This window comes from Neorhizobium vignae, from assembly GCF_000732195.1.
GTDB classification, from domain to species: domain Bacteria; phylum Pseudomonadota; class Alphaproteobacteria; order Rhizobiales; family Rhizobiaceae; genus Neorhizobium; species Neorhizobium vignae.
Genome location: NZ_JNNU01000006.1, coordinates 279181 through 305492 on the forward strand (window position 1 = coordinate 279181; position 26312 = coordinate 305492).

Annotated in this window: 18 protein-coding genes; 12 read left to right on the forward strand and 6 right to left on the reverse strand. The window is 62.6% G+C overall.

What is annotated here, in order from left to right; all coding sequences use genetic code 11:
* Positions 1 to 8 precede the first annotated feature (8 nt).
* From atpD to GQ59_RS12525, 10 genes are all read left to right on the forward strand, one after another.
* Positions 9 to 1439, forward strand: a complete 1431-nt coding sequence (gene atpD / locus GQ59_RS12480; RefSeq protein ID WP_037081630.1) for a F0F1 ATP synthase subunit beta — start codon at positions 9 to 11, stop codon at positions 1437 to 1439.
* Between the two features lie 77 nt (positions 1440 to 1516).
* Positions 1517 to 1924, forward strand: coding sequence for a F0F1 ATP synthase subunit epsilon (locus GQ59_RS12485; protein ID WP_037081632.1), 408 nt, complete (start codon positions 1517 to 1519; stop codon positions 1922 to 1924).
* A 151-nt stretch (positions 1925 to 2075) separates the two neighbouring features.
* On the forward strand, positions 2076 to 2969 hold the full coding sequence (locus tag GQ59_RS12490) for a LysR family transcriptional regulator (protein WP_037081634.1): 894 nt from the start codon (positions 2076 to 2078) through the stop codon (positions 2967 to 2969).
* A 183-nt stretch (positions 2970 to 3152) separates the two neighbouring features.
* Positions 3153 to 3632: a formate dehydrogenase subunit gamma gene (locus GQ59_RS12495; RefSeq protein ID WP_037081636.1), complete on the forward strand. Its 480-nt coding sequence runs from the start codon at positions 3153 to 3155 to the stop codon at positions 3630 to 3632.
* Positions 3629 to 5185: a formate dehydrogenase beta subunit gene (locus GQ59_RS12500; RefSeq protein ID WP_037081639.1), complete on the forward strand. Its 1557-nt coding sequence runs from the start codon at positions 3629 to 3631 to the stop codon at positions 5183 to 5185. Before GQ59_RS12495 ends, GQ59_RS12500 begins: the two co-directional genes overlap by 4 nt.
* A 4-nt stretch (positions 5186 to 5189) precedes the next feature.
* Positions 5190 to 8069, forward strand: a complete 2880-nt coding sequence (gene fdhF / locus GQ59_RS12505) for a formate dehydrogenase subunit alpha (protein WP_037081641.1) — start codon at positions 5190 to 5192, stop codon at positions 8067 to 8069.
* Between the two features lie 223 nt (positions 8070 to 8292).
* Complete coding sequence (gene fdhD / locus GQ59_RS12510; RefSeq protein WP_037081643.1) at positions 8293 to 9120, forward strand: formate dehydrogenase accessory sulfurtransferase FdhD; 828 nt, start codon at positions 8293 to 8295, stop codon at positions 9118 to 9120.
* Entirely contained in the window at positions 9110 to 9469 is a 360-nt protein-coding gene (locus tag GQ59_RS12515) for a formate dehydrogenase subunit delta (protein WP_152564315.1), read from the forward strand. The genes fdhD and GQ59_RS12515 overlap by 11 nt, the downstream gene beginning before the upstream one ends.
* 72 nt (positions 9470 to 9541) lie before the next feature.
* A complete protein-coding gene (locus GQ59_RS12520) occupies positions 9542 to 11200 on the forward strand; it encodes an OFA family MFS transporter (RefSeq protein ID WP_037081646.1) in 1659 nt (552 codons plus the stop codon).
* 237 nt (positions 11201 to 11437) lie between these two features.
* Positions 11438 to 12487, forward strand: coding sequence for an aldo/keto reductase (locus GQ59_RS12525; protein ID WP_037081648.1), 1050 nt, complete (start codon positions 11438 to 11440; stop codon positions 12485 to 12487).
* Between the two features lie 130 nt (positions 12488 to 12617).
* Here the strand turns inward: GQ59_RS12525 and GQ59_RS12530 are convergent, their stop codons facing one another.
* The 6 genes from GQ59_RS12530 to GQ59_RS12555 all read right to left on the reverse strand — a co-directional run bounded on the left by GQ59_RS12530 (position 12618) and on the right by GQ59_RS12555 (position 23037).
* Positions 12618 to 13097: a chemotaxis protein CheW gene (locus GQ59_RS12530; protein ID WP_007769363.1), complete on the reverse strand. Its 480-nt coding sequence runs from the start codon at positions 13095 to 13097 to the stop codon at positions 12618 to 12620.
* Positions 13097 to 14884, reverse strand: a complete 1788-nt coding sequence (locus GQ59_RS12535) for a methyl-accepting chemotaxis protein (RefSeq protein WP_037081651.1) — start codon at positions 14882 to 14884, stop codon at positions 13097 to 13099. Before GQ59_RS12535 ends, GQ59_RS12530 begins: the two co-directional genes overlap by 1 nt.
* A 294-nt stretch (positions 14885 to 15178) precedes the next feature.
* Complete coding sequence (rocF, locus tag GQ59_RS12540) at positions 15179 to 16108, reverse strand: arginase (protein WP_037081653.1); 930 nt, start codon at positions 16106 to 16108, stop codon at positions 15179 to 15181.
* A gap of 42 nt (positions 16109 to 16150) precedes the next feature.
* On the reverse strand, positions 16151 to 20650 hold the full coding sequence (locus GQ59_RS12545; RefSeq protein ID WP_037081655.1) for a translocation/assembly module TamB domain-containing protein: 4500 nt from the start codon (positions 20648 to 20650) through the stop codon (positions 16151 to 16153).
* A 27-nt stretch (positions 20651 to 20677) separates the two neighbouring features.
* Positions 20678 to 22603 carry an autotransporter assembly complex protein TamA gene (locus GQ59_RS12550; RefSeq protein WP_432762584.1) on the reverse strand — a complete coding sequence of 642 codons (1926 nt, stop codon included), beginning with the start codon at positions 22601 to 22603 and terminating at the stop codon, positions 20678 to 20680.
* A 170-nt stretch (positions 22604 to 22773) separates the two neighbouring features.
* Entirely contained in the window at positions 22774 to 23037 is a 264-nt protein-coding gene (locus GQ59_RS12555; protein WP_007759184.1) for a YMGG-like glycine zipper-containing protein, read from the reverse strand.
* 311 nt (positions 23038 to 23348) lie between these two features.
* On the opposite strand from GQ59_RS12555, the gene GQ59_RS12560 reads away from it, so the two are divergent.
* Together GQ59_RS12560 and GQ59_RS12565 are read left to right on the forward strand one after the other, a co-directional pair.
* Entirely contained in the window at positions 23349 to 23837 is a 489-nt protein-coding gene (locus GQ59_RS12560) for a (2Fe-2S)-binding protein (protein WP_037081659.1), read from the forward strand.
* 119 nt (positions 23838 to 23956) lie between these two features.
* Positions 23957 to 26302 carry a xanthine dehydrogenase family protein molybdopterin-binding subunit gene (locus GQ59_RS12565; protein WP_037081661.1) on the forward strand — a complete coding sequence of 782 codons (2346 nt, stop codon included), beginning with the start codon at positions 23957 to 23959 and terminating at the stop codon, positions 26300 to 26302.
* The last annotated feature ends 10 nt before the right edge of the window (positions 26303 to 26312 follow it).

Sequence of the window (26312 nt, forward strand, 5' to 3'; positions counted from 1 at the left end):
TAAGAATCATGGCTACCGCAACGGGCACGTCCCTCGGCAAGGTGACCCAGGTTATCGGCGCTGTCGTCGACGTCACTTTCGACGGCGAACTGCCGGCGATCCTGAACGCGCTTGAAACCGACAACAACGGCAACCGCCTTGTTCTCGAAGTCGCGCAGCACCTCGGCGAAAGCGCCGTCCGCACCATCGCAATGGACTCGACCGAAGGTCTGGTTCGTGGTCAGCACGTCACGGATACCGGCGCTCCGATTACCGTTCCGGTCGGTCCGGAAACGCTCGGCCGCATCATGAACGTCATCGGCGAGCCCGTCGACGAAGCCGGTCCGCTGGTCACGTCCGGCAAGCGCGCCATCCACCAGGAAGCGCCTTCCTACGTCGAGCAGTCGACCGAAGGCCAGATCCTGGTTACCGGCATCAAGGTCGTCGACCTTCTTGCGCCTTACGCAAAGGGCGGCAAGATCGGCCTCTTCGGCGGTGCAGGCGTCGGCAAGACGGTTCTGATCATGGAGCTCATCAACAACGTCGCGAAGGCACACGGCGGTTATTCCGTGTTCGCAGGCGTCGGTGAGCGTACCCGCGAGGGCAACGACCTTTATCACGAAATGATCGAATCTGGCGTCAACAAGCACGGCGGCGGCGAAGGCTCCAAGGCAGCGCTCGTTTACGGCCAGATGAACGAACCGCCGGGCGCCCGCGCTCGCGTCGCTCTGACCGGTCTGACGATCGCTGAAGACTTCCGCGACAAGGGCCAGGACGTTCTGTTCTTCGTCGACAACATCTTCCGCTTCACCCAGGCAGGTTCGGAAGTGTCCGCTCTGCTCGGCCGTATTCCTTCGGCCGTGGGCTATCAGCCGACGCTCGCCACCGACATGGGCCAGATGCAGGAACGCATCACCACCACGACCAAGGGCTCGATCACCTCGGTTCAGGCGATCTACGTTCCCGCCGACGACTTGACCGACCCGGCACCGGCTACCTCGTTCGCCCACTTGGACGCAACGACGGTTCTGTCGCGTTCGATCGCCGAAAAGGGCATCTATCCGGCCGTCGACCCGCTCGACTCCACCTCGCGCATGCTCGACCCGCTGGTCGTCGGCGAAGAGCATTATGAGATCGCCCGTAAGGTCCAATCGACCCTGCAGCGTTACAAGTCTCTCCAGGACATCATCGCCATCCTTGGCATGGACGAACTGTCCGAAGACGACAAGATGACGGTAGCCCGTGCCCGCAAGATCGAGCGCTTCCTGTCCCAGCCGTTCTTCGTGGCCGAAGTCTTCACCGGTTCGCCGGGCAAGCTGGTCGCGCTCGAAGACACGATCAAGGGCTTCAAGGGCCTCGTGAACGGCGACTACGACCATCTTCCGGAAGCGGCCTTCTACATGGTCGGCTCGATCGAAGAAGCCGTCGAAAAGGCCAAGAAGCTGGCCGAAGCCGCTTGATCCTGAACGAGATGGCGCGCGGGACGATCTCCGGTGCGCCTTTTGCCGCATAAAACACGCTGAGAAAGTGGACCTTCATGGCCGAGGCTTTCAACTTTGAACTGGTTTCGCCCGAGCGCCTGCTCGTCTCGGAAAAGGTCACCGAAGTGGTGATCCCGGCGACGCTTGGCGAAATGACGGTGCTTGCCAATCACGCGCCGACGATGACGACGATCAAGCCGGGTGTCGTTTCGGTGAAGCTTGCCTCCGGCCAGGTCAACAAATACGTCGTTTTCGGCGGTTTCGCAGACATTCTGCCGACCGGCTGCACGCTGCTTGCCGAATCCGCGGTTCCGGTGAGCGAGCTGACCCACGCAACGCTGCAGAAGCGGATCGACACGATCCAGGCCGAGATTAACCACGCGCAGACCGACGAGCACAAGACGAAGCTCGAGCAGTTCCTCGCGGAACTGACGCACCTCAACGGCGTCGTCAATCCGGCCTGATACTTCAAAATTCTCTGCGAAAGATCGAGGCGGTCCGAAAGGCCGCCTTTTTCTTTGGGCGGTGGTCGGCTCCAGGCGACTATCGTGGTAACCGGATGACTGCTTGTATGTACCGCGCCATCTTGTTAGCCCTTGTCGGCGGAGGAACGCGATGATCGACAAGCTGGAATTTTTCATTGCCCTGGCGCGCGAGAGCCATTTCGGCCGGGCGGCGGAGGAATGCGGCATCTCGCAGCCCTCGCTTTCGGCTGCGATCCGCCAGCTCGAGGAGAGCCTCGGCGTGCAGCTGGTGGTGCGGGGCTCGCGTTACCAGGGCCTGACGCCGGAGGGCCAGCGGGTGCTGGAATGGGCAAAACGCATCGTCGGCGATGCACGCACCATGCGCGAGGAAATGCGTGCCGCCCGCAAGGGCCTTGTCGGCCATATAAGGCTGGCGTCGATCCCGACGGCGCTGGCGATGATCCCCAGACTGACCGAGCCGTTCCAGGCCAAGCACCCGGAGGTCACCTTTTCCGTCGTCTCGCGCAATTCCCTGCAGGTGCTTTCGCAGCTCGACAATTTCGAGATCGACGCGGGCATTACCTACCTCGACAACGAACCGCTGGGCCGTGTGACGAGCGTGCCGCTTTACGCGGAGCGCTACAATCTGGTGACGGCCGAGGGGGCGCCCTATGCGGATCGGGAAAGCGTCACCTGGAAGGAGATGGCCGATCTTAGGCTCTGTCTATTGACGCCCGACATGCAGAACCGCCGGATCATCAACCAGCACCTCGCGGAAGCCGGGGTGACGGTGAAGCCGATGCTCGAATCGAACTCCATGGTGGTGCTTCTCTCGCATGTGGGGACCGGGCGCTGGGCGAGCATCATGCCGCGCAACGTGGCGCGATCATTCGGGTTTACAAAAGAAATCAGGACGATCCCGATTGTCGATCCGGAAGCCACGCATATCGTGGGACTGGTTGCGACACACCGAGAGCCGTTTACGCCGCTGGTGTCGGCCCTGCTTCACGAGGCTCGCAGCCTCACTCCCGCGGCCATGGCTTGATAGCTTTTTTCTATCGCGTAACCGATCTCCTTTATTGACGGTTGAGGCCCCGGTTGCGACATTCCATTCCCAGTAGGCGAAGTACGATTGTCGGACAACTTCGTCGGCTTTCTGATCCGCATAGGAGCATGGTGGCGCCGACGCCACGGTGCCGGAAACGGATCAGCTGGGAGGCTACAGACCATGAATATGCGAATTTCCGCTGGTGAGTTCACCGAGCGGTCGCTTCAGATCATCAGGGATCTGAAGCATCTGGAAGGCCCGATGCTGCCGATCCTGCATGCGATCCAGGCGGAATTCGGTTATGTGCCGGAAGAGGTGAAGCCGGTCATCGCCAGCGAACTCAACCTGTCGCGCGCCGAAGTGCATGGCGTCGTCACCTTCTATCACGAATTCCGCGACCACCCGGCTGGCCGGCATGTGCTGAAACTCTGTCGCGCCGAAGCCTGCCAGTCGATGGGCAGCGACCGCATTGCGGACCGCGCCCGGCAGCTTCTCGGGATCGACTTCCACCAGACGACGCTTGACGGTGCGGTGACGCTCGAAGCGGTCTACTGTCTCGGGCTCTGCGCCTGCGCGCCCGCCGCCATGCTCGACGGCGAAGTTTTTGGCCGCGTCGATGAGCACTGTCTTGGCGACATCGTTGCGGAGGCACGCCGATGACGGTGACGATTTTCGTTCCGCGCGATGCTGCGGCGTTGGCGCTCGGCGCCGAGAAGGTGGCGAGAGCGATTGCCCAGGAGATTGCGGCCCGCGGCCTTGATGCGAAAGTCGTGCGCAATGGCTCGCGCGGCATGTTCTGGCTGGAGCCGTTGGTCGAGGTGCGCACGGAGCATGAGCGTATCGCCTACGGGCCGGTCAAGGCCGGCGATGTCAAGGGTCTGTTCGATGCCGGTTTTCTGGAAGGTGCAGAGCATGCTTTGCATCTCGGACCCACGAAGGACATCCCGTTCCTGCGTCAGCAGACGCGACTGACTTTTTCCCGTTGCGGCGTTACCGATCCACTGTCGCTCGACGACTATCGCCAGTATCAGGGCCTGAAGGGTCTCGAAAATGCGATCGCGATGACGCAGGCGCAGATCGTCGCCCAGGTGACCGATAGCGGCCTTCGCGGCCGCGGCGGTGCCGGCTTCCCGACCGGCATCAAGTGGAAGACGGTAATGGATGCGGCCGGGCCGCAGAAATACATCGTCTGCAATGCGGACGAGGGCGACAGTGCCACATTCGCCGACCGGATGATCATGGAAGGTGATCCCTTCGTGCTGATCGAAGGCATGATCATCGCCGGCATCGCGACGGGCGCCACCAAGGGTTATGTCTACACCCGCTCGGAATATCCGCATGCGATCGCGACGATGACAGAAGCCGTCGAGATCGCCCGCGCCGCGGGGATTCTCGGAGCGTCGGTGATGGGGTCCGCTCATGCCTTCGACATGGAGATCCGCTCCGGCGCCGGGGCCTATGTCTGCGGCGAGGAGACCTCGCTGCTGAATTCGCTGGAAGGCAAGCGCGGTATCGTGCGCGCCAAGCCGCCGCTGCCGGCGCTGCAGGGTTTTCTCGGCCGCCCGACCGTGGTCAACAACGTCATTTCGCTCGCTTCGGTGCCGGTCATCATGGACCGCGGTGCCGAGTTCTACAAAAACTTCGGCATGGGCCGGTCGCGCGGCACGATCCCGATCCAGATCGCCGGCAACGTCAAATACGGAGGGCTTTACGAAACGGCCTTTGGCCTGTCTCTCGGCGAGATCGTCGATCATATCGGGGGCGGCACGGCGACTGGCCGGCCGGTCAGGGCAGTGCAGGTGGGCGGCCCCCTCGGCGCCTATTTCCCGCGGGCGCTGTTCGATACGCCGTTCGACTATGAGGCCTTTGCTGCGAAGGACGGGCTGATCGGCCATGCCGGCATCACCGTGTTCGACGATTCGGCCGACATGCTCAAGCAGGCGCGGTTCGCGATGGAATTCTGCGCCATCGAGAGCTGCGGCAAGTGCACGCCCTGCCGGATCGGTTCGACCCGCGGCGTCGAAACGGCCGACAAGATCGCGCAAGGGATCGAGCCGGAGAAGAACAAGGCGCTGCTCGCCGACCTTTGCAACACGATGAAGTTCGGCTCCCTCTGCGCGCTCGGCGGGTTTACGCCCTATCCGGTGATGAGTGCGATGAACCATTTCCCGGAGGATTTTTCTCCGGCACCCCTTATCGAAGCGGCGGAGTAACATCATGTCCCTCGTTCATGAAATCGACTACGGCACACCGGCCTCGCGTTCCGAAGCCCAGGTAACGCTTACCATCGACGGCCGCGCCATCACCGTGCCGGAGGGTACCTCGATCATGCGCGCCTCGATGGAGGCCGGCATCAAGGTACCAAAACTCTGCGCCACCGACATGGTCGACGCCTTCGGCTCCTGCCGCCTCTGTCTCGTCGAGATCGAGGGGCGCAACGGAACGCCGGCCTCATGCACCACGCCGGTCATGCCGGGCATGGTCGTGCACACCCAGACCGGGCGGCTGAAGGACATCCGCCGGGGCGTGATGGAGCTCTATATCTCCGACCACCCGCTCGACTGTCTCACCTGCGCCGCCAACGGGGATTGCGAATTGCAGGACATGGCGGGTGCCGTGGGCCTTCGCGACGTGCGTTACGGCTATGAGGGCGACAACCATGTCAGAGCCCGCAACGATGGCGCGATCAACGCCAAGTGGATGCCGAAGGACGAGTCGAACCCCTACTTCACCTACGATCCATCAAAATGCATCGTCTGCTCCCGTTGCGTGCGCGCCTGCGAAGAAGTGCAGGGCACGTTCGCGCTGACGATCGAGGGTCGCGGCTTCGGCAGCCGGGTCTCGCCCGGTGCCCACGAACTTTTCCTTGATTCCGAATGCGTTTCCTGCGGCGCCTGCGTGCAGGCCTGTCCGACCGCGACACTCACCGAAAAGTCGGTCATCGCGATCGGCCAGCCGGAACATTCGGAAGTCACCACCTGCGCCTATTGCGGCGTCGGCTGCTCCTTCAAGGCGGAAATGCGCGGCGAGGAGCTCGTGCGCATGGTGCCGTGGAAGGACGGCCAGGCAAACCGTGGCCATTCCTGCGTCAAGGGGCGTTTCGCCTATGGCTACGCGACCCACAAGGACCGCATCCTCAACCCGATGATCCGCGAGAATATCTCCGATCCGTGGCGGGAAGTGACCTGGGAAGAGGCCTTTTCGCACGTGGCTTCCGAGTTCCGCCGCATCCAGTATCAGTACGGTCGTGAATCGATCGGCGGCATCACCTCGTCGCGCTGCACCAACGAGGAGACTTTCCTCGTCCAGAAGCTGATCCGCGCCGGCTTCGGCAACAACAATGTCGATACCTGCGCCCGCGTCTGTCATTCGCCGACCGGCTACGGCCTCGGCCAGGCCTTCGGCACGTCTGCCGGCACACAGAATTTCGACTCGGTCGAGCATACCGACGTCGTCATCGTCATCGGCGCCAACCCGACCGATGGCCATCCGGTGTTCGGCTCGCGCCTCAAGAAGCGGCTGCGCCAGGGCGCAAAGCTGATCGTCATCGATCCGCGCCGCATCGATCTGGTGCGCACGCCGCATGTGGAGGCAGATTATCACCTGCCGCTGCAGCCCGGCACCAACGTCGCCGTGCTGACGGCGCTTGCGCATGTCATCGTCACGGAAGGCCTGTTCGACGAGAAGTTCATCCGCGAACGTTGCGATTGGTCTGAATTCGAGGACTGGGCCGGTTTCGTTTCGGAAGACGCACACAGCCCGGAAGCGACCGAGAAATATACCGGCGTACCTGCGGATCTCGTTCGCGGCGCGGCCCGGCTTTATGCCAAGGGCGGTAATGGCGCGATCTATTACGGCCTCGGTGTCACCGAGCACAGCCAGGGTTCGACGACCGTCATGGCGATCGCCAACCTGGCCATGGTCACCGGCAATATCGGTCGTCCGGGCGTCGGCGTGAACCCGCTGCGTGGCCAGAACAATGTCCAGGGCTCCTGCGACATGGGGTCCTTCCCGCACGAACTGCCGGGCTATCGTCACATTTCGGACGACGCGACCCGCGACACGTTCGAAAAACTGTGGGGCGTGACGCTCAACAACGAACCGGGCCTGCGCATTCCGAACATGCTGGATGCGGCCGTCGAAGGCACGTTCAAGGGCATCTACATCCAGGGCGAAGACATCCTGCAATCCGACCCGGACACCAAGCACGTTTCGGCCGGTCTCGCCGCGATGGAATGCGTCGTCGTCCATGACCTCTTTTTGAACGAGACCGCCAATTACGCGCATGTCTTCCTGCCGGGTTCGACCTTCCTCGAAAAGGACGGCACGTTCACCAATGCCGAGCGCCGCATCAACCGGGTTCGCAAGGTGATGAGCCCGAAGAACGGTTATGCCGACTGGGAAGTCACCCAGAAGCTGGCGCAGGCCATGGGATTGAACTGGAACTACGCGCATCCGTCTCAGATCATGGACGAGATCGCCGTGTCGACGCCGAGCTTCGCGCTTGTTTCCTACGACTATCTCGACAAGATGGGCTCGGTTCAGTGGCCGTGCAACGAGGCGCATCCGGTCGGCTCGCCGATCATGCACGTCGATGGTTTCGTGCGCGGCAAGGGCAAGTTCATCCGCACCGAATATGTGGCGACCGACGAACGCACCGGTCCCCGCTTCCCGCTGCTGCTCACCACCGGCCGCATCCTCTCCCAGTACAATGTCGGTGCCCAGACGCGGCGTACCGAAAACGTCACCTGGCATGCGGAAGACCGGCTGGAGATCCATCCGCACGATGCCGAACAGCGCGGCATCAAGGAAGGCGACTGGATCAAGCTCGCCAGCCGTTCGGGCGATACGACGCTCAGGGCACTGATCACCGATCGCGTCGCGCCGGGCGTGGTCTATACGACGTTCCATCACCCGAACACGCAGGCGAACGTCATCACCACCGACTTCTCCGACTGGGCGACCAACTGCCCGGAATACAAGGTGACGGCGGTGCAGGTGTCGCCCTCCAACGGCCCGACCGAGTGGCAGGAGGATTACGACGAACTGTCGCGGCGGTCTCGGCGGATTGCGGGGAAGCTGGAGGCTGCTGAGTGATGGAAATGCCGGGCGTGCTCCGCGGTACCCCCCTCTGCCTGCCGGCATCTCCCCCACAAGGGGGGAGATCAGCAAGACGAGCCGTCGGCATTCTTCAGCATTGGGCACAAGTTTGCTCATTCGTCCCCGTCAATGGCGGGCGAGGCGTCGCTACATCCAATCTCCCCCCTTGTGGGGGAGATGCCCGGCAGGGCAGAGGGGGGTATTCCTGCCCCGACGTCCGATGACCTCCTTCAAAACCACCGCCACCGCCCCCGAGATCACCCGCCGTAACGGCGTGACCCGCGCCGGCTCGCGGGTGGTGCCGGAGGAGGTGCCGATCGCCTTTTCCTATGGCGGGTCGACCCATGCGGTGATGATGGGTTCTCCCGCTGACCTTGAGGATTTCGCGGTCGGCTTCAGTCTTACCGAGGGCATCATCACGTCGATGGCGGAGATCGAGAGCATTTCCGTGGTCGAGGAAGGTGCCGGTCTCGATGTCCAGGTGACGCTTGCCGAGGATAAGGAAGACGCGCTGCGCGCCCGCCGGCGGCATATGGCAGGGCCGGTCGGTTGCGGGCTTTGCGGTATTGAATCGATCGAGCAGGCCATGCGTCCGGTGCCGGATGTTTCCGCAGTGACCATGGTGCTCAGTGCCAAAGAAGTGAGTGAAGCTGTCGCGGCGCTCAACAGTGCGCAGCCGCTGCATCGGCAAACCCATGCGGTTCACGGCGCCGGCTTCGTCGTACCGGGCAAGGGACTGGTTGCCGTCCGCGAGGATGTCGGCCGCCACAATGCGCTCGACAAGCTTGCCGGAGCGGTCATCCGCGAGGGCGTCAAAGGATCAGATGGCGTCGTGGTCGTTACCAGCCGGATCTCGGTCGAGATGGTGCAGAAGACGGCGATCCTCGGAAGTGCCGTTCTGATCGCCATTTCCGCGCCGACCGCGCTCGCCATCCGCACGGCGGAAGCAGCGGGCATGACGCTGATCGCGCTGACCCGCGGCGAGGATTTCGAGATTTTCACGCGTACCGATCGCATAGTCACTGGAGTTGTCGCCGATGTCGCATGACCAAAGCCCCGAGCAACTGGTGCTCGACAAACTGGTCCGAATGGCCAACCAGATCGCCACCTTCTTCCTCTCGCAGCCGGAAAAGGTGCGCGCCGAGGGCGTCGCGACGCATATCAACAAGTTCTGGGAGCCCCGCATGCGGCGTCACCTCTTCGAGCATCTCGACAAGGGCGGGGCGGGGCTGCTGCCGCTCGTCGTCGAGGCCTCGACGCTGATCCGCCGGCCGGAAACCAAGGTCGGATCCGGCGTCGGGGTCGGCCAGGATGCGGCGGAAGGTGCACCGGGCGGCAAGGGGCCCGCCGAAGGAGAATCGCTTTCCGAACCAAGCATTCCGGAGAGCGCCGCATGAATTCATCCATCCGGCAGGTGAGGGGCCGGAGGGGGGATAGAGCCTAGCCATCATCCGAGGAGGATATTTTAAATGGCAATTGCAGGAACGACGGACGAGGGCCTGACAGGCAATGTCGGGCTCCTCGACAGGGAACGTATTATCGCAAAACCAGGTTTCAATCGCTGGCTCGTGCCGCCGGCAGCTTTGGCCATTCATCTTTGCATCGGCATGGCTTACGGCTTCAGCGTCTTCTGGCTGCCGCTCTCCCGCGCCTTGGGTACCGCGCAGGACCCGTCCTGCACCAGCCTCAACCTCATCTCGGCCCTGTTCACGACAAGCTGCAACTGGCGTGTCGCAGACCTCGGCTGGATCTACACGCTGTTCTTCGTCCTGCTCGGTTGCTCAGCGGCGATCTGGGGCGGCTGGCTGGAACGGGTCGGCCCGCGCAAGGCCGGTTTCGTCTCGGCCTGCTGCTGGTGCGGCGGCATTATCGTCGCCGCGATCGGCGTCATGACCCACCAGCTGTGGCTGATGTGGGTTGGCGCCGGCGTGATCGGCGGTGTCGGCCTCGGCCTCGGTTATATTTCGCCGGTATCGACGCTGATCAAGTGGTTCCCAGACCGTCGCGGCATGGCGACGGGCATGGCGATCATGGGCTTCGGCGGCGGTGCGATGATCGGTGCTCCGCTTGCCAACCTCTTGATGAACTATTTCAAGACCGATGTTTCGGTCGGCGTCTGGCAGACCTTCATCTGCATGGCGGTGATCTATTTCTGCTTCATGATGGGCGGGGCCTTCGGCTATCGCATCCCGCCGGCCGGCTGGCGTCCGGAAGGCTGGACGCCTCCGGTCTCCAAGACGACGATGATCACCACCAAGCACGTCCACCTGCGCGATGCGCACAAGACCAAGCAGTTCTGGCTGATCTGGGCAGTGCTTTGCCTGAACGTTTCGGCCGGTATCGGGGTTATCGGCATGGCGTCGCCGATGCTGCAGGAAATCTTCGCCGGATCGCTGATCGGTCTGCCGAACCTGACCTTCTCCCAGCTCGATGCGAGCCAGAAGGCACAGATCGCAACGATCGCCGCCGGCTTTGCGGGTCTCCTGTCGCTGTTCAATATCGGCGGGCGCTTCTTCTGGGCGTCGCTCTCCGACAAGATCGGCCGCAAGAACACATATTATACGTTCTTCGTGCTGGGCATCGTGCTTTATGCACTCGCTCCGACGCTTGCAGACATGGGCAACAAGGCACTCTTCGTGCTCGCCTTCGGCATCATACTGTCCATGTATGGCGGTGGTTTTGCGACCATCCCCGCCTATCTCGCGGATATCTTCGGCACCCAGTTCGTCGGCGCCATCCACGGCCGCCTGCTGACGGCCTGGGCGACCGCCGGCATTCTCGGTCCCGTCGTCGTCAACTATATCCGTGAAGCGCAGCTCACCGCAGGCGTGCCGGCCGGGCCGACGCTCTATACCGGCACGATGTACATTCTCGCAGGCATGCTGGTGCTGGGCCTGGTCGCCAACGCGCTGGTCCGTCCGCTTGCCGACAAATGGTTCATGTCTGACCACGAAGTCGCTTCGCTGCAGGCAAAGACCGCTGCCGCGAATGCGGGTCCGACCGGCTCATTCGGCATCGGCACCGGTGGTCTGGATGCCAAGGCGGCGATCGCCTGGGCCGTGGTCGGCATTCCGCTTCTCTGGGGTGTCTGGGTGACGCTGCGGAGCAGTCTGGTTCTGTTCGGGTGACATTCGTCGGCAGGAATGACCAAGGGAGGGCGGCCTATGCCGCCCTTTTTTGTTTCGCACGGAAATGTGAGGATAAAAACGGAGGCGGCTCCGATTGACGCGGTGGGAATTCGGACTAGATTGCGTTCCGGAGCCCGACGCCCCTTTTTCTTACGGGCAGCACGCGCCCGCGTGCGTATCCGGCTCCGAATGACTGCATATATCGCTTCATATCTTCAGTGCACACGGGAGCTCTCCATGCGCTACAATCAATTGGGCAATACCGGTCTTTTCGTCTCTGAACTCTGCCTCGGCACGATGACCTTCGGCGAAAACCAGACAGGCGCCGTCTGGAGTGCCGTCGCCGGTCTCGATCAGGACGCCGCCGACAAGATCGTCGAGCGCTCGCTGGCTGCCGGCGTCAACTTCATCGACACGGCGAATGTCTATTCTGAGGGCCGGTCAGAGATCATCCTCGGCCAGGCGATCAAAAACCTCGGCGTGCCGCGCAAGGACGTGGTCATCGCCACGAAATTCTATGGCCAGATGGGCGACAAGCCCAACGATCGCGGCGCCTCCCGCGGCCACATCATGGATTCGGTGGAGCAGAGCCTCGAACGGCTGCAGATGAACCATATCGATCTCTACCAGATCCATGGCACCGACACGGTAACGCCGATCGACGAGACGCTGCGGGCGCTCGACGATCTCGTATCGCGCGGCCTCGTGCGTTATATCGGGCTCTCCAACTGGGCTGCCTGGCGGATGGCGAAAGCGCTCGGTATTTCCGAACGCAAGGGTTATGCCCGTTTCGAGACGGTGCAGGCCTATTATTCCATCGCCGGCCGCGACCTGGAGCGCGATATCGTGCCGCTGATGCAGGAAGAGAAGCTCGGCCTGATGGTCTGGTCGCCGCTCGCCGGCGGGCTGCTCTCCGGCAAATACGGTCCGGGTGCTCCGGGCAACGGGGAAGGCCGCCGCGCCAACTTCGATTTCCCCCCGGTCGACAAGGATCGCGCCTGGGCTTGCGTCGCAGCCATGCGTGAGGTCGCCGCCCGGCACGGCGCGAGTGTCGCGGAAGTCGCGCTGGCCTATATCCTGGCCAAACCCTTCGTGACGAGCGTCATCATCGGCGCCAAGAGGTTGGAGCAGCTCGAGGAAAACTTGAAGGCCGTAAAGCTGAAGCTGGATGCGGAGGATATGGCAAAGCTCGACGAGGTCAGCGCGCTTGCTCCGGAATATCCGGGCTGGATGCTGGCCCGCCAGGGTGCCGGACGCCGTCCGGCGCCGTTCGAGCCGAAGGAATAGTCATGAAAAAAGCCCGCGGCGGTTCAACGCTGCGGGCTTCATAATCTTATAGCGGCTTAGAGGTCTTTCCAGCCAACCGCCTTGGCCTTGAGGTCGAATGCGCAGCCCTTTCCAGGCCCCGCTATCGCAATCAGGCAGCCAGATCTTCGGCTTCGGTGCCCTTGAACATCTTGGCGAGGTTCAGGAAGCAGATCATGCCGTTCTCGTTGGCGATGATGCCTTCGGAGAAAGACTTGTCGAAGGAGGCGGAGATTTCCGGAACCGGCTGAACCTGGCTCGATGGGATCGTCAGGATGTCCGAGACGCGGTCGACGAGCATGCCGATGACCATGTTGTGGACTTCGGCGACGACGATGGCGCTGCGCTCGTTGGCAACCGTGCTCTTCATGCCGAGCTTGTAGGCAAGGTCGATGATCGGGATTACGGAGCCGCGAAGGTTCATGACGCCGATGACGTCAGCCGGAGCGTGCGGGATCGGCGTCGAAGGCGCCCATCCGCGGATTTCGCGGATCGTCGTCGTCTTGACGCAGAACTCCTGGTCATGGAGACGAAAGGCGATGATTTCCAGCGTTTCGCCGCTGTAGCTTGTGGAGTTGATCGTCGTAGCCATCAGAATTCTTCCCAACTATCCGTTGCCTGAGCGGCAGCGGCGGCACCCGTTGTGGTCCGCGCGACCGTTGCCATGAGTTTGCGTGCCGGCGATGCAACGGGTCGTGCATCAGGTCGCGCTATCGCAATCTTATGCGAAGAATGTTGCGCAAATCTAAATCGTGACAGGAGATCGCGCAGTGTTTCGGCTTCGCGCGCCAGACTATGGCTGGCAGCGGTTGTTTCCTCGACCATGGCAGCATTCTGCTGCGTGTTCTGGTCCATGGAGTTCACGGCCTTGCTGATCTCCTTGATGCCCGTGGACTGTTCGCGGGCAGCCTCCACGATTGCGGAGACATTGCCGTTGATCTCGTCCACCTGGGACATGATCTCATCGAGGGCCTTGCCGGTTTCGCCGACGAGCGCGACGCCACGCTTGACCTGTTCGGAGGAGGTCGAGATCAGCGTCTTGATTTCCTTGGCGGCACTCGCGGAACGTTGAGCCAGTTCGCGGACTTCCTGGGCAACGACCGCAAAGCCCTTGCCCGCTTCGCCTGCGCGTGCCGCCTCGACACCCGCATTCAGCGCCAGCAGGTTTGTCTGGAAGGCGATCTCGTCGATCACGCCGATGATATTGGAGATTTCCCGGGACGAGGTCTCGATCTGGCCCATCGCGTTCACCGCGTTGCGTACCACGGCGCCGGAATGTTCGGCGCTTTTTTTGGCATGCGAGACCAGGCCGCCAGCTTCTTCCGCGCGCTTGGCGCTGTCGATGACGGTGCGGCTGATTTCTTCAAGCGCCGCGGCGGTCTCCTCGACTGCCGCCGCCTGTTGCTCGGTGCGTTTGGCAAGGCTGTCGGAAGCCTGGCGGATTTCGCTGGAACCTCCCGCGATCCCCTCGGCGTTCTCGCCGACGGTGCGCATGGCCTCCGCCAGTTTTCCGATGGCTTCGTTGAAATCGACGCGGATCTGTTCGAGCGTCGAAATGAAGGGTTTTTCGATCCGGAACGTCAGGTCGCCGTTTGAGAGAGACGTCAGGCCGACGGCGATGTCATCGACGGCGCGGACACGTTCGGTGATGTCGGTTGCAAACTTGACCACCTTGAAGACGCGGCCGTCGGCGTCGAAGATCGGATTGTAGGACGCCTGTATCCAGACCGCCTTGCCGCCCTTGCCGATACGCTTGAACTCGGCGGCAATCGCTTCGCCGCCGGCAAGCTTCTTCCAGAATTGCGGGTATTCGGCGCTGTCACGGAACGACGGCTCGCAGAACATGCTGTGATGTTTGCCGGTGATTTCCGAAAGCTGGTAGCCGACACAGGCGAGGAAATTTTCGTTGGCGGTCAGTATCTCTCCGGTAGAAGTGAACTCGATGATGGCCTGGGTCCGCGAGATGGCGTTGATCTTGCCTTCGTCCTCGGCGGATTTGAGCTTCGCGGCGGTGATATCGGTCGCGAACTTGACCACCTTGTAAGGCTTGCCGCCCGAGGTCACCGGATTGTAGGAGGCCTGGATCCAGATCTCGCGGCCACCCTTGCCGATGCGCTTGTAGGCGGCGGCATCAAACCTGCCGTTGCCGAGGTTCGCCCAAAAATCCTTGTAGGCCTGCGATTTCACGTAATCCGGTTCGCAGAACATGCTGTGATGCTTGCCGACGATTTCGGAAAGTGTGTAGCCAAGCGTCTTGCAGAAGTTCTCGTTGGCCGTGAGAACCTTTCCGGACAAATCAAATTCGATAATGGCCTGCGACTTGCTGAGGGCAGCAAGTACTGCCTTCGCGTCTGCGCCTGGAAGTGAAAGTATGGACATCTGGTTGTCTGCCCCCGTCTGTAGGTTCCCAAACTGGCTCAATTTGCCAGCAGCCTAACGAGATAACCATCTCGCCGCCGGGATACTGAGTCATGTAAAAAATAGCATTGATGAATTAACGGAAGGTCAATAGTTCCGTTTTCGCGAAATTGTGGAAAATACGTACCCACTTGTCTATCGTCAAATTTCTTAATGGGAGGTATAGATTAAGTACTATTTATAACCAGGAATTTGTATTGTAGTTTTTTGCGGAGAGCCGCAATCTTTATTTAAGATATGAGTTTTTGCCTCTGGTTATGCAGAGCGGGTTGGACGATCAAGAACGCGCCGGCCGAAAAGACTTGCCGCCAGCTCCACCATGATCCGGGCGCTCTTGCCGCGATCGTCGAGGAACGGATTGAGCTCGACGAGATCGAGTGACGCGACGAGCCCCGTATCGTGGAGCATCTCCATGATCAGGTGGGCCTCGCGGAAGGTCGCGCCTCCCGGCACGGTGGTACCGACGCCCGGCGCTATGTCCGGATCCAGGAAATCGACGTCCAGGCTGACATGCAGGAGGCCATTGGCGTCGTTCACTGCCGCGATCACCTGGCGCATGATCGCGGCAATCCCGTGCTCGTCGATGGCGCGCATGTCGAAGACGTTGACGCCATGATCGGCGATAAGTTTCCGCTCGATTTCATCGACGGATCGGATGCCGATCTGGAAGACGTTTTTGGGATCGACCTTGGGCCGGGTGCTGTCGAGAATCGGTGCAAATTCCGCCTGGCCGGTAAAGAAGGCGACCGGCATGCCATGGATGTTGCCGGAGGGCGATGTCTCGGGCGTGTTGAAATCCGTATGGGCATCGAGCCAGAGAACGAAAAGCGGCCGGCCGATCTCGGAAGCGTAACGCGCCATGCCCGGCACGCTGCCCATGGAAAGGGCATGGTCGCCGCCCATGATCACCGGAATGGTGCCGGCCCTGGCCATTTCATAGGTCCGGGTCTCGAGCGCGCGCGTGAACGCAGCGACGATCGGCAGGTTCTTCGCGTCTTTTCTCTCCGGCAGATCGGTTGCCGGTTCCGGACGCAGGTCGCCATTGTCGACTACCCGGAAGCCGAGGCCCTCCAGCGCCTTGACGATGCCGGCAAGCCTGAAGGCCGCAGGCCCCATGGCGCAGCCGCCGCGACCGGAGCCCTCTTCCAGAGGAACGCCGATCAATGTGATGTCTTTGGAGGTCATGCTTTTCTCCCAGCAAGCAGGAATGAAACGAAATATGCGAAATCAGTATTCGCGCTCATAAAAGATGCCGGCCTTGCCGCCTTCGGTGCCGGCGCCGGCCTTGAGCTTGACACCCCGGCCGACATCGAGATTGATCGTCGCTTCCGCGCCGCTCTCGCCGCCCTGCTCGACCTGGATATAGGTGCGGTTGTTGATGTAGCGGCCGACCGACACGGTGGTCTGGCCGGTTGCATCCGTGTTGATGTCGAGATCGTCGACGCCGAGATTGCTACGCAACGTTTCCAGCAGCGATGTGGAGCCACCGCCGGCAAGCTGGGTGACGGCGTCGGCCAGCTGGGCGATCTGCAGCGGCGACAGCCGCGACATCGACTGGCCGAAGATCAGGCGCGCCAGAACCTCGTCCTGGGGCAGGGCGGGCGAGGAGGAGAAGGCGATCGTCGGATCGTTGGCGACGCCGGTGACTTTCACCGTGATCGTCGTCGAGGCGGAGGTGGTGTTCGCCTCCATGTTGAGAACCGGGATCAGGCCGCCGCCGAAGGTTATGTCGCCATCGGTGAAATCCATCCGTTTGGCGAGGATCACGATACGGCCGCGGCGCATCTCGAAGCCGCCGGCGACGACCGGTGCGATCGCCGTGCCCGTCACGGTCAGCTCGCCGCCGAGTTCCGCGTCGATGCCGCGTCCGCGAACGAAGATGCCGTTTGGTGCGCTGATCTGAAGATTGAGCGCGATCGGGTTCGAGCTGCCGCTGGCGCTCTTTGGCCGCAGCTTTTCCATCTGCCGCAGCACGTCGGGCGGCGCGTTGCGGTGGCGGATGTCGATGGCGGAAAGCGAGGTCGGCAGGCGGGCTGGCACGGTGATCGCAGCCTTGGTCAGTGTCAGGCGGCCTCCGAGGACGGGGCCCGAGGTCAGAGGGCCGGTGATGGTCAGGGCGCCGTCGGCGGTAGCTGCAAAAAGCGCGCCATCGGCGTAGGATGCCTTAGCCAGAGTGATCCTGAGGTCTGCCGGGAAGCCGGAGCCCGGCGTGATGCCGACCGAGCCCTGGACCGAAACCGTGCCGCCACCCGAGAGCTTACCCGTGAGGCTGGAGATATTGGCGCTTTTGCCATCGAAGGCGATATTGGCGGCTAGATCCGTCAGGGCGAGATTACGCCGGACATCCACCAGCCTTGCGCCGGACGAGGATGCCGTGCCGGTGATCGCCGGCGCCGGAGCCGTGCCGGCGATCGCGAGGTCGACATTGCCGGTGCCTTCCAGGACGAAGCCTTGCGCCGCCATCTGTCCGGCGAGAATCGAGAAGGGCAGTTTCCCGCTGAATTTCAGATTGAGTGGCTTTTCGCCTGCAAGCGAGACGGTGCCGCCGCCCGATAGCGCGACGCCGCCGCCGCCCGAAAGGCGGGTGTCGAGGGTGACGGTGCCGTTCTGGAACGTGCCGCCGGCGGTGATGTTGAAAGCCGCGACCCCGGCGGATGTGGTCTGCGCAACGCCGGCATCGGCCCAGCGCAGATCATAACGGACGGCGGGGGCTTGTGGCGTCCCCGTCGCGGTAACCGTGCCGGAAATCGTGCCGCGGGCGCCGAGGCTCGGCGCAAACGCGTTGATCAGGCTGGCGGGCACGGCATTTGCGCGGGCGTTGATGTCGAGTGCGGGAATGCCGTCCTTCAGGATGACCTTGCCGGCAGCCGAGAGATCGAGGCCGCCGGAGCCCGTCAGGCGGGTCTTGTCTAACGTGACTGTTCCGTTGGCGAAGCTGCCGCTTGCTTGGACTCGAAACGGACTGATGCCAGCATCGCGCGACTGGCGAAGCTGTGCATCACTCCATTCTAAATCGTAACGTATGGCAGGGGCAGACGCGGCGCCGGTGGCGTTGATCGTGCCGGAAATCGTGCCGGCAGCGTTGATCGCGGGGACGAACGCGTTGATGAGATTGGCGGGCAGCGCCTTGATATTGGCGGTGAGGTCCAGCGCCGAGCCAGCCGTGCCGTTGACGGTGACGCTGCCCGACCCGGTTGCGATGGTGAGGTCGGCAAGACGCGCACCGCCGTTGGCGACCGCGACGCGGGTCGGGGCAGCAAGCCGGACCGGGATGCTGCGCGGCGCCGCTGCGAAGCTCTCGATGCCGACCGAGATATCGGCGCCGGTCTGGATATCGCCGACCGCGGTGAGGGGCGCGTTGTCATACTGGGCGGCGAGGTTGAAGTTGGTCCGGTTGCCGCCCTGGCTGACGCCGAGGTTGACGTCGTTGATGCCGACCGAGCCTGCGCCGATGCGCGTGGCGCGGACCGTGCCCTCGGCTGCAATCGCCTTGATGTCGGCAATGGCGAGATCGATATTCGGCTGGGCGATCTCGATCGTGCCGCGGCGAAGCGCCTTGCCGGAAGCGCGGATCACCGCGCCGGCCTTGCCGCCGGTATTGCTGAACATCACGGTTCCCTTCAGGTCGCCCTGGGCCTGCTGGGCCGCAAGTGCCGCAAGCAGGGAGACATCCGGGAAATCGAACGTGAGCTGGCCTTCCGGCAGGAACGCGGGGGAGAAGTTCAAGGCGCCGGTCAGCTTGTTCGGACCGATCTCGGCAGTGATTGCCGGCGCGCTGGTGCGGCCCTGGACGGACGCGAGGTCGGCATTGACGCGGATCGGCTGGCCGTCGAGCGAACCCGTGCCGGTCAGCTTGCCCTTGGGTGCGTTCGGATCCGCGGTGCCTTCCAGGATGAAGCTCATGTCCTGGAGCTTGCGGCCGACCAACCGGGCGTCGGCGGAATTGACCACCGCCCTGACGCCCATCGCGTTCAACGGCCCCTTGGCCGAGATGTCGAAACCGGCAGCCCCCTCGGCTTCCGGCAGCCAACGCTTCAGATCCGGGACGCGGCCGGCCAGGCGCCCGGTGACAGTCCGATTGTCGAGCAGCATATTGCCGTGCGCTTCGATGGCGTTCGAGCGCATCACGAAGTTCTCGAGGCTGACGCGACCGCCGTTCACCACATTGACGTAGCCCTCGGCGGAAAGCTTGCCCTCGAACTTCGAAACCAGTCCCGGCGGCAGGACGGCAGGATTGGCGAAAACCCGGAAATTGCCGGTGACCGCCTGTTTCGACATGTCATAGGCGCCGGAAAGCGTACCGTTCACGTTGGCGCTGTCGAAGGTCGCCGCATCCAGGCCGATCGCCGGTGGTGCGAGCCTGAGCGGCGCATCCAGTGTCACCGGCCCGCGGATCACCCGGTCGAGATCGTCGTTGGTGAAATCCGTGCGGGCGACAGTGAAGCGGCTGCGGATGCTGCCCGAACGGCTGATGAGGTTGAGGTCCTCGCTTTCCGCCTGCAGGCGGATCTGGCCGAAGCGGCCCTGCGGCAGCTCGGCGGCGCTGAGTGCAGCCGTCGCGTTGAAGCGGGCCGAGGCCGCCGCTCCGGTCAGCGTGAAATTGATGCTTTCGAAGGAGAAGCGGCTCTCCTGTCCGCTGATCGGCCAGACGAAATCGACCGGGCCCCTCACGCCGTTGAGGCTGGCGGTGAGGCTGTTGTCGCCCGTCGGGTCCCAGGCTCCCTTGGCGGAGATCTTCACAGCGCCGGAGGTGAGATCGCCGCGTTCGATATCCACCCGGCCAGAGGGCGCATAGATCGCGGCGATGTTGATATCGGTCGTGCCGCCGAACAGCGGACGAAAGGCGGGCGGAAGAAGCGTCGACAGCTGCCCGCCACCGGTCACCTCCACCCTGTGCCTGCCGTTTTCGACCAGCACATGTTTGCCGTCGACCGCGATGACGGGAGTACCGCCGACGCTGCCCTGCAGCTTGCCGGCCCAGTCGGAAAGGGGGCCTTCGCCATCGAGCGCCAGTTCGACTGCCGGGGTGCCGGGCAGACGCAGAAGGCGGGCGAGCAGGCCGCCCTGCGGCTCGGACACGGCCGCCTTGAGGGTCAGACGGTTTTCGGACGGCGCGTAGACCACGTCGGCAGATGCCCTGGCATCCGGCTCGTCCTTGCGGGTCGCCTGCAGGTCAAGCGAAATGTCAGGCCCGGTCGCGTCGATAGACCCCTTCACCGAAAGGGAGAAGTCCCGGCCCGAAAATGCCTGGGAAAGATTGATATCCGGCAGGTCGATCTGCGCAACGCGGATGCCGACCGGCAAGGGTGATCCGGAGGAGCCCGTCGATGTCGCTTGTGTCGCGGCGGCGACCTTCTGTGGCCGCGGCGCACGGATGAAATTGACAGTGTCGGCCGAAATGTGCTCGGCGCGGAAGACCCCGGTCACCAGGGATGTCGGCGACCAGTCGATCTTGATGCCGCCGATCTGGGCATAGGGCCCCATATCGTCGGACAGCGTAAGGGCATCGATACGCAGGTCGCCGGTCAGAAGGCCTTCCGGGCGCGTGAAGGAGATGCTGCGGTCAGGCGTGGAGACGATGGCGGAAATGCGGTCCGCGGCGACGCGCCCGCCGACCGGGGTGAGAGCGACGAAAAGGACGACACCCAGGGCCATGACGAACAGGATCGCGACCACGCCAAGCGCAGCCTTCAAGACCCATTTCAACAGGCGTATCATCAGCATCATGCCTTAAAAGCTACCCTTTACTGCCTTTCAGAATGCCTGTCCTATGCCCGCATAGATACCGTACTGGCTGCCGCCGTCATAGCGCTGCAAGGGAATTGCAACGTCCAATCTCAGCGGTCCAAAAGGCGTGGCATATCTCACGCCGATCCCTGCGCCAGCACGTATATCAGAAAAATCAGGCACGATTCCGGTCGATACCGTACCAATGTCGACAAAAGGTACAATGCCTATGTTTTCTGACAGTTTTACCCTCACTTCGAAAGAACCCAGCGTATAGGATCGCCCGCCCGTGGCGTCATCGGCGCTGTTATAGGGCGAAATTTCGCGGTAGGTGTAACCGCGCACCGATCCGCCGCCGCCGGCGAAGAATCTGCGTGTCGCGGGAATTCTTTCAAGGTCGCTTCCGCCGACCAGTGTTCCGGCCGCAAGACGGGCCGCCAGCACGACCTTGTCCTCCTGCCCGAGGCCGAGATAACCCGAGATCGAGCCCTCGAAGGACGAGAAGATCGTGCCGTCCATCAGCTCGTAGCTCGGCTTTGCGGAGAGCGTCGCGTAATAGCCCTTGGTCGGATCGAGCTTGTTGTCCCGCGCGTCGCGCTCGAAGCCGATCGGCAGGCTGAGGGTGAGATACTGGTTGTTGCCGAAGGCATCGTCGGCGTCGATATAGGCGATCTCGCCGCCGCCCTTGAGCTTGTCGGTATCGTTCAGCTCGTAGGTAATGCCGGCCGAGTAGATGATGGTCTGCGCCTCGTAGACGTCGGGCGTTTCGCTCTTGGCTTCCAGGCGGGATTCGAAGGTCGCTTCGGGCACGAAAGCACCAGGCTTCGTGAAGATGATGCCCGCGGAATAGTCGAAGGTGGTGACGTCGGTGGTGGCGCCGATACCGGACACCTTGCCCTCGATGCGAAGCGATTCGGCTTCCCCGAAGAGGTTGCGGTGGCCCCAGTATCCCTCAAGGCCGGCGCCGTCGATCGAGGAATATTCGGCGCCGACGCCGAAATAACGATGCTTGCCTTCCGACACCTCTATCGTCAGCGGCAACGAACCGTCCGGCGCCAGCTTGTCCGCCTCGTGGATCGTCACGCTCGAGAAGACGCCGAGCTCGCGCAGGCGGTCGTTGGCCTTCTTCAATTGCACGGGAGAATACTGCCCGTGTTTGTCGAGCCGCGAATACCGGCTGATGAAGGCGGCATCGACGGTGCGCGATCCCTTGACCGCTACGGCTCCGAACGGGGCAACAGGGCCGCTGATCGCACCGAGCACCACGTTGATCGTGTTGGTGCGGTGATCGGCCGTCACCTGCCGTTCCGTCAGCTTCGCGAGCGGGCGGCCCTCGTCCTTCAAATCGACGAGAAGCTGCTCGCCGGCCTTGAGGATCAGGCGCGAACCCGCCGCGCCGCCAGGAATAAGATCGTATTTTTCCGGATCGTGGCCGACGGCGTCCCCCTCGAAGCGGACCGAGCCAAGCTTGAAGACCGGGCCTGGATCGACGCGGACCGTGACCGGCACGGGGGCCGCGTGGTCGAATGCAGGGTTGGGCGGCAGGCGGTCGATATCGGTTCCGGCGACGGAGATATGCACCGTGCCGCCGTAACGGGCCTCTTCGTAGAGTACGGCGATGAGCCGGTCGCGGTCTTCGCGCGCCTTGATGATGACGCCGAGGTCCCCGGAGACCGGCTGCTTTTCGTCGGTAATCAGGGAGGCGGCCGATTCGAGGCGCTTCTTGAGGTTCTTGTCGGCGTTGCCGGCTTCGAGCGTCGCGTCGTAACGGACGGGGTCGATCACCTCGACCGTGTCGTCATTGTCGCCGAACAGCGTGATGCCGAAGAGTTTGAACGCGTAGGCGTTGCCGGAAAGCGGCGGGGAAACGAGCAGGGCAGCGGCGAGCATCGCGGCGGTGCCTGCTCCCCTCAGCTTCCGTTTTTCTGTCCGCCCAGTGTTTTCGTTCCGCATACGCAAACTGACTGTGGATTCCCCCGGCTGGAAGCCCTCATAGCATCCGACGAAGCGAACTATCTAACTGCAAAAGGTGAAGCCGGGTACCCCTTGGCAATGATTTCATGAAAGAAAAAGCCCCGGAGTGTGCTCCGGGGCCACAGTTTTTCCTGCAATCCACGCGTTAATCAGTAACGGCGCGGGCAGCTGTCGATATAGCGGCGGCCATAACGGTCGCGGTAGTAGCACTGTCCCGGCTGTTCGGCGACGGAGCCGATCAAGGCGCCGGAAACGCCGCCGATCGCAGCGCCAACGGCCGCGCCGCGGACGTTGCCGGTAGCCAGACCGCCGATCACGGCGCCGGATGCTGCGCCGATGCCGGCGCCCTGTTCAGTTGCCGTGCAGCTCGCGAGCGAGGCGCCGACCATCAAAAGCACCAAGGCTTTCTTCATGAGATCCTCCTGTTTTTTCTTCATTTTGCCCGGCCGCCTCGGACTCCGAGGGTTTCCGCGGGTCAATTCAAGCAGCCATCACAGGGAACAATAGGTCGCGGGGTTAAAGAGTCCATATGACCTCAATATTTTGCGCACCGATTTTTGTTTTGGTTGCGGATAGTTACTCCGCATTGACGGAAGCGAAGGGCGGTTCGCCCGTCAGGCCGCCGACCAAAATATTGCCGTTTCCGTAGAAAGTAGCGGTTGATCCCTTAGGTAAAAAAGCAAATGATGCCGGGCGTGTCCGGGAGGGACACGAGGAGGACACTATGACGAAAGTGACGCTGACCGTGAACGGGCGCGCGATGAGCGGCGAGTGTGAGGATCGCACCCTGCTCGTGCATTTTATCCGCGAAAAACTTGGTCTGACCGGAACGCATGTGGGCTGCGACACGACTCAGTGCGGCGCCTGCGTCGTTCATATGGACGGCCATTCGGTGAAGAGCTGTTCGATCCTGGCTGTGCAGGCATCCGGCTCGACGATCACGACGATCGAGGGCCTCGCCGGCCAGGGCGAATTGCATCCGGTTCAAGCCGCTTTCAAGGAGCATCATGGCCTGCAATGCGGCTTCTGCACGCCCGGCATGGTGATGACAGCGGTCGACCTGATCAACCGGGAAGGCGGGACGCTCACCGAAGAGACGGTCCGCGCCGGGCTCGAAGGCAATATCTGTCGTTGCACCGGCTACCACAACATCGTCAAGGCGATCCTTGCCGCCGATGCCGAAATGGCAACGGGCCGGCAGGCCGCCGAGTGAGGGGCGGGTAGTCGGTAGTGAGCAGCGGTTCAGGCGGCGTTTCCGCTCTTGAACCCCTCGCTACCAGCTAATTCCTGCTCGCGAACCAAAACCAATCACCATCTCGGGAGGAGATGAACATGGGTGTTGAAGGAATCGGTGCACGCGTTACCCGCAAGGAAGACAAGCGTTTTCTGACCGGCAAGGGCCGCTATACGGACGATATGACCGTCCCGGGCATGAAATATGCCTATTTCGTCCGCAGTCCCTACGGGCATGCGAAGATCAGAAACATCGACGCGACCGCAGCGAAAGCCATGCCTGGTGTCATCGACGTGCTCGACGGCAAGCAGCTGCAGGCGGACGGCATCGGCAATCTCATCTGCGGCTGGATGATCCATTCGAAGGATGGAACGCCTATGAAGATGGGCGCATGGCATCCGCTCGCCGTCGATACCGTGCGCTATGTGGGCGACGCGATCGCGATCGTGGTAGCCGATAGCTCCGGCGAAGCCCGCGATGCTGCGGAAGCCGTGGTCATCGACTACGAGCAGTTGCCGACAGTGGTCGAGGCTGTTGCAGCACTTGCCCCCGGTGCGCCGCAGATCCATCCGGAAGCGCCGGGCAATCTGATCTTCGACTGGCAGATCGGCGAGTCCGATGCGGTCGACAAGGCGATTGCGGCAGCGGCGCATGTCACCGAGATCGAGATCCTCAACAACCGCCTGTCGCCGAACCCGATGGAGCCGCGCGCCACGCTCGGCATCTACGACACGGCGGAGGATCACTACACCTGCTATACGACCAGCCAGAACCCGCATGTGGCGCGGCTGGTGATGAGCGCCTTCTACAATGTGGCGCCGGAAAACAAGCTGCGCGTCATCGCGCCGGATGTCGGCGGCGGTTTCGGCTCGAAGATCTATATCTACCCGGAAGAGATCATCTGTCTCTGGGCGTCCAAGAAGACCGGCGTGCCGGTGAAATGGACCTCGGATCGCACCGAGGCCTTCCTGACCGACGCGCATGGCCGCGATCACGTCTCGAAGGTAAAGATGGCCTTCGATGCCAACAACCGGATCACGGCGCTGAAGGTCGATACGATCGCCAATCTCGGCGCCTATATGTCGCTGTTCTCCTCGGCCGTGCCGACCTATCTCTATGCGACGCTGCTTTCCGGCCAGTATGCAATCCCGGCGATCCACGCCAATGTCCGCACCGTCTATACCAATACGGTGCCGGTCGATGCCTATCGCGGCGCCGGCCGCCCGGAAGCGACCTATCTGCTCGAACGGACCATGGAGACGGCGGCCCGCGAACTCGGTGTCTCGCCCGCGGAACTGCGCCGGACGAACTTCATCCGAACCTTCCCCTACCAGACGCCTGTCATCATGAACTATGACGCGGGCGACTACGAAGCCTCGCTGAATGCGGCGATGCAGGCCGCCGACTGGAACGGTTTTGCCGCCCGCCGCACACAATCCGAAGCGAAGGGCAAGAAGCGCGGCATCGGCATGAGTTGCTATATCGAGGCCTGCGGCATTGCGCCGTCCGCCGCGGTCGGATCGCTCGGTGCCGGCGTGGGTCTGTGGGAATCGGCGGAAGTGCGGGTCAATGCGGTCGGCACGATCGAGGTGCTGACCGGCTCGCATAGCCACGGCCAGGGCCATGAAACCACCTTTGCGCAGCTGGTCGCCGGCCGTCTCGGCGTGCCGATCGAGAGCATCAACATCGTCCATGGCGATACCGACAAGGTGCAGATGGGCATGGGCACTTACGGCTCGCGTTCAGGCGCGGTCGGCATGTCGGCGGTCGTCAAGGCGCTCGACAAGGTCGAGGCCAAGGCGAAGAAGATCGCCGCGCATCTGATGGAAGCGTCCGAAGAGGATATCGTCATCGAGAACGGCGAACTGAAGGTCGCAGGCACCGACAAGTCGGTGCCGTGGTTCCAGGTGGCGCTCGCCTCCTATACCGCCCACAACCTGCCTTCGGGCATGGAGCCGGGCTTGAAGGAAACCGCCTTCTACGACCCTTCCAACTTCACTTTCCCGGCCGGCTGCTACATTGCCGAGGTAGAAATCGATCCGGATACCGGCGAGACGGATATCGTCCAGTTCGTCGCGGCCGACGATTTCGGCAATATCATCAACCCGATGATCGTCGAGGGCCAGGTGCATGGCGGCATTGCCCAGGGTGTCGGCCAGGCGCTGCTCGAGAACGTGCAGTATGACGCGAACGGCCAGCTTCTGACGGCAAGTTATATGGACTATGCCATGCCGCGCGCCGACGACCTGCCGTCGTTCACGTTGTCGCACCAGAACACGCCTTGCCCGAGCAATCCGCTCGGCATCAAGGGCTGCGGCGAGGCGGGTGCGATCGGTTCGCCGCCGGCGCTCATCAACGCCATCACCGATGCGATCGGCCACAACAAGCTCACCATGCCGGCGACCCCGATGAAGGTCTGGCAGGCATTGCAGACGGCTCACTGAGGAGAACAGA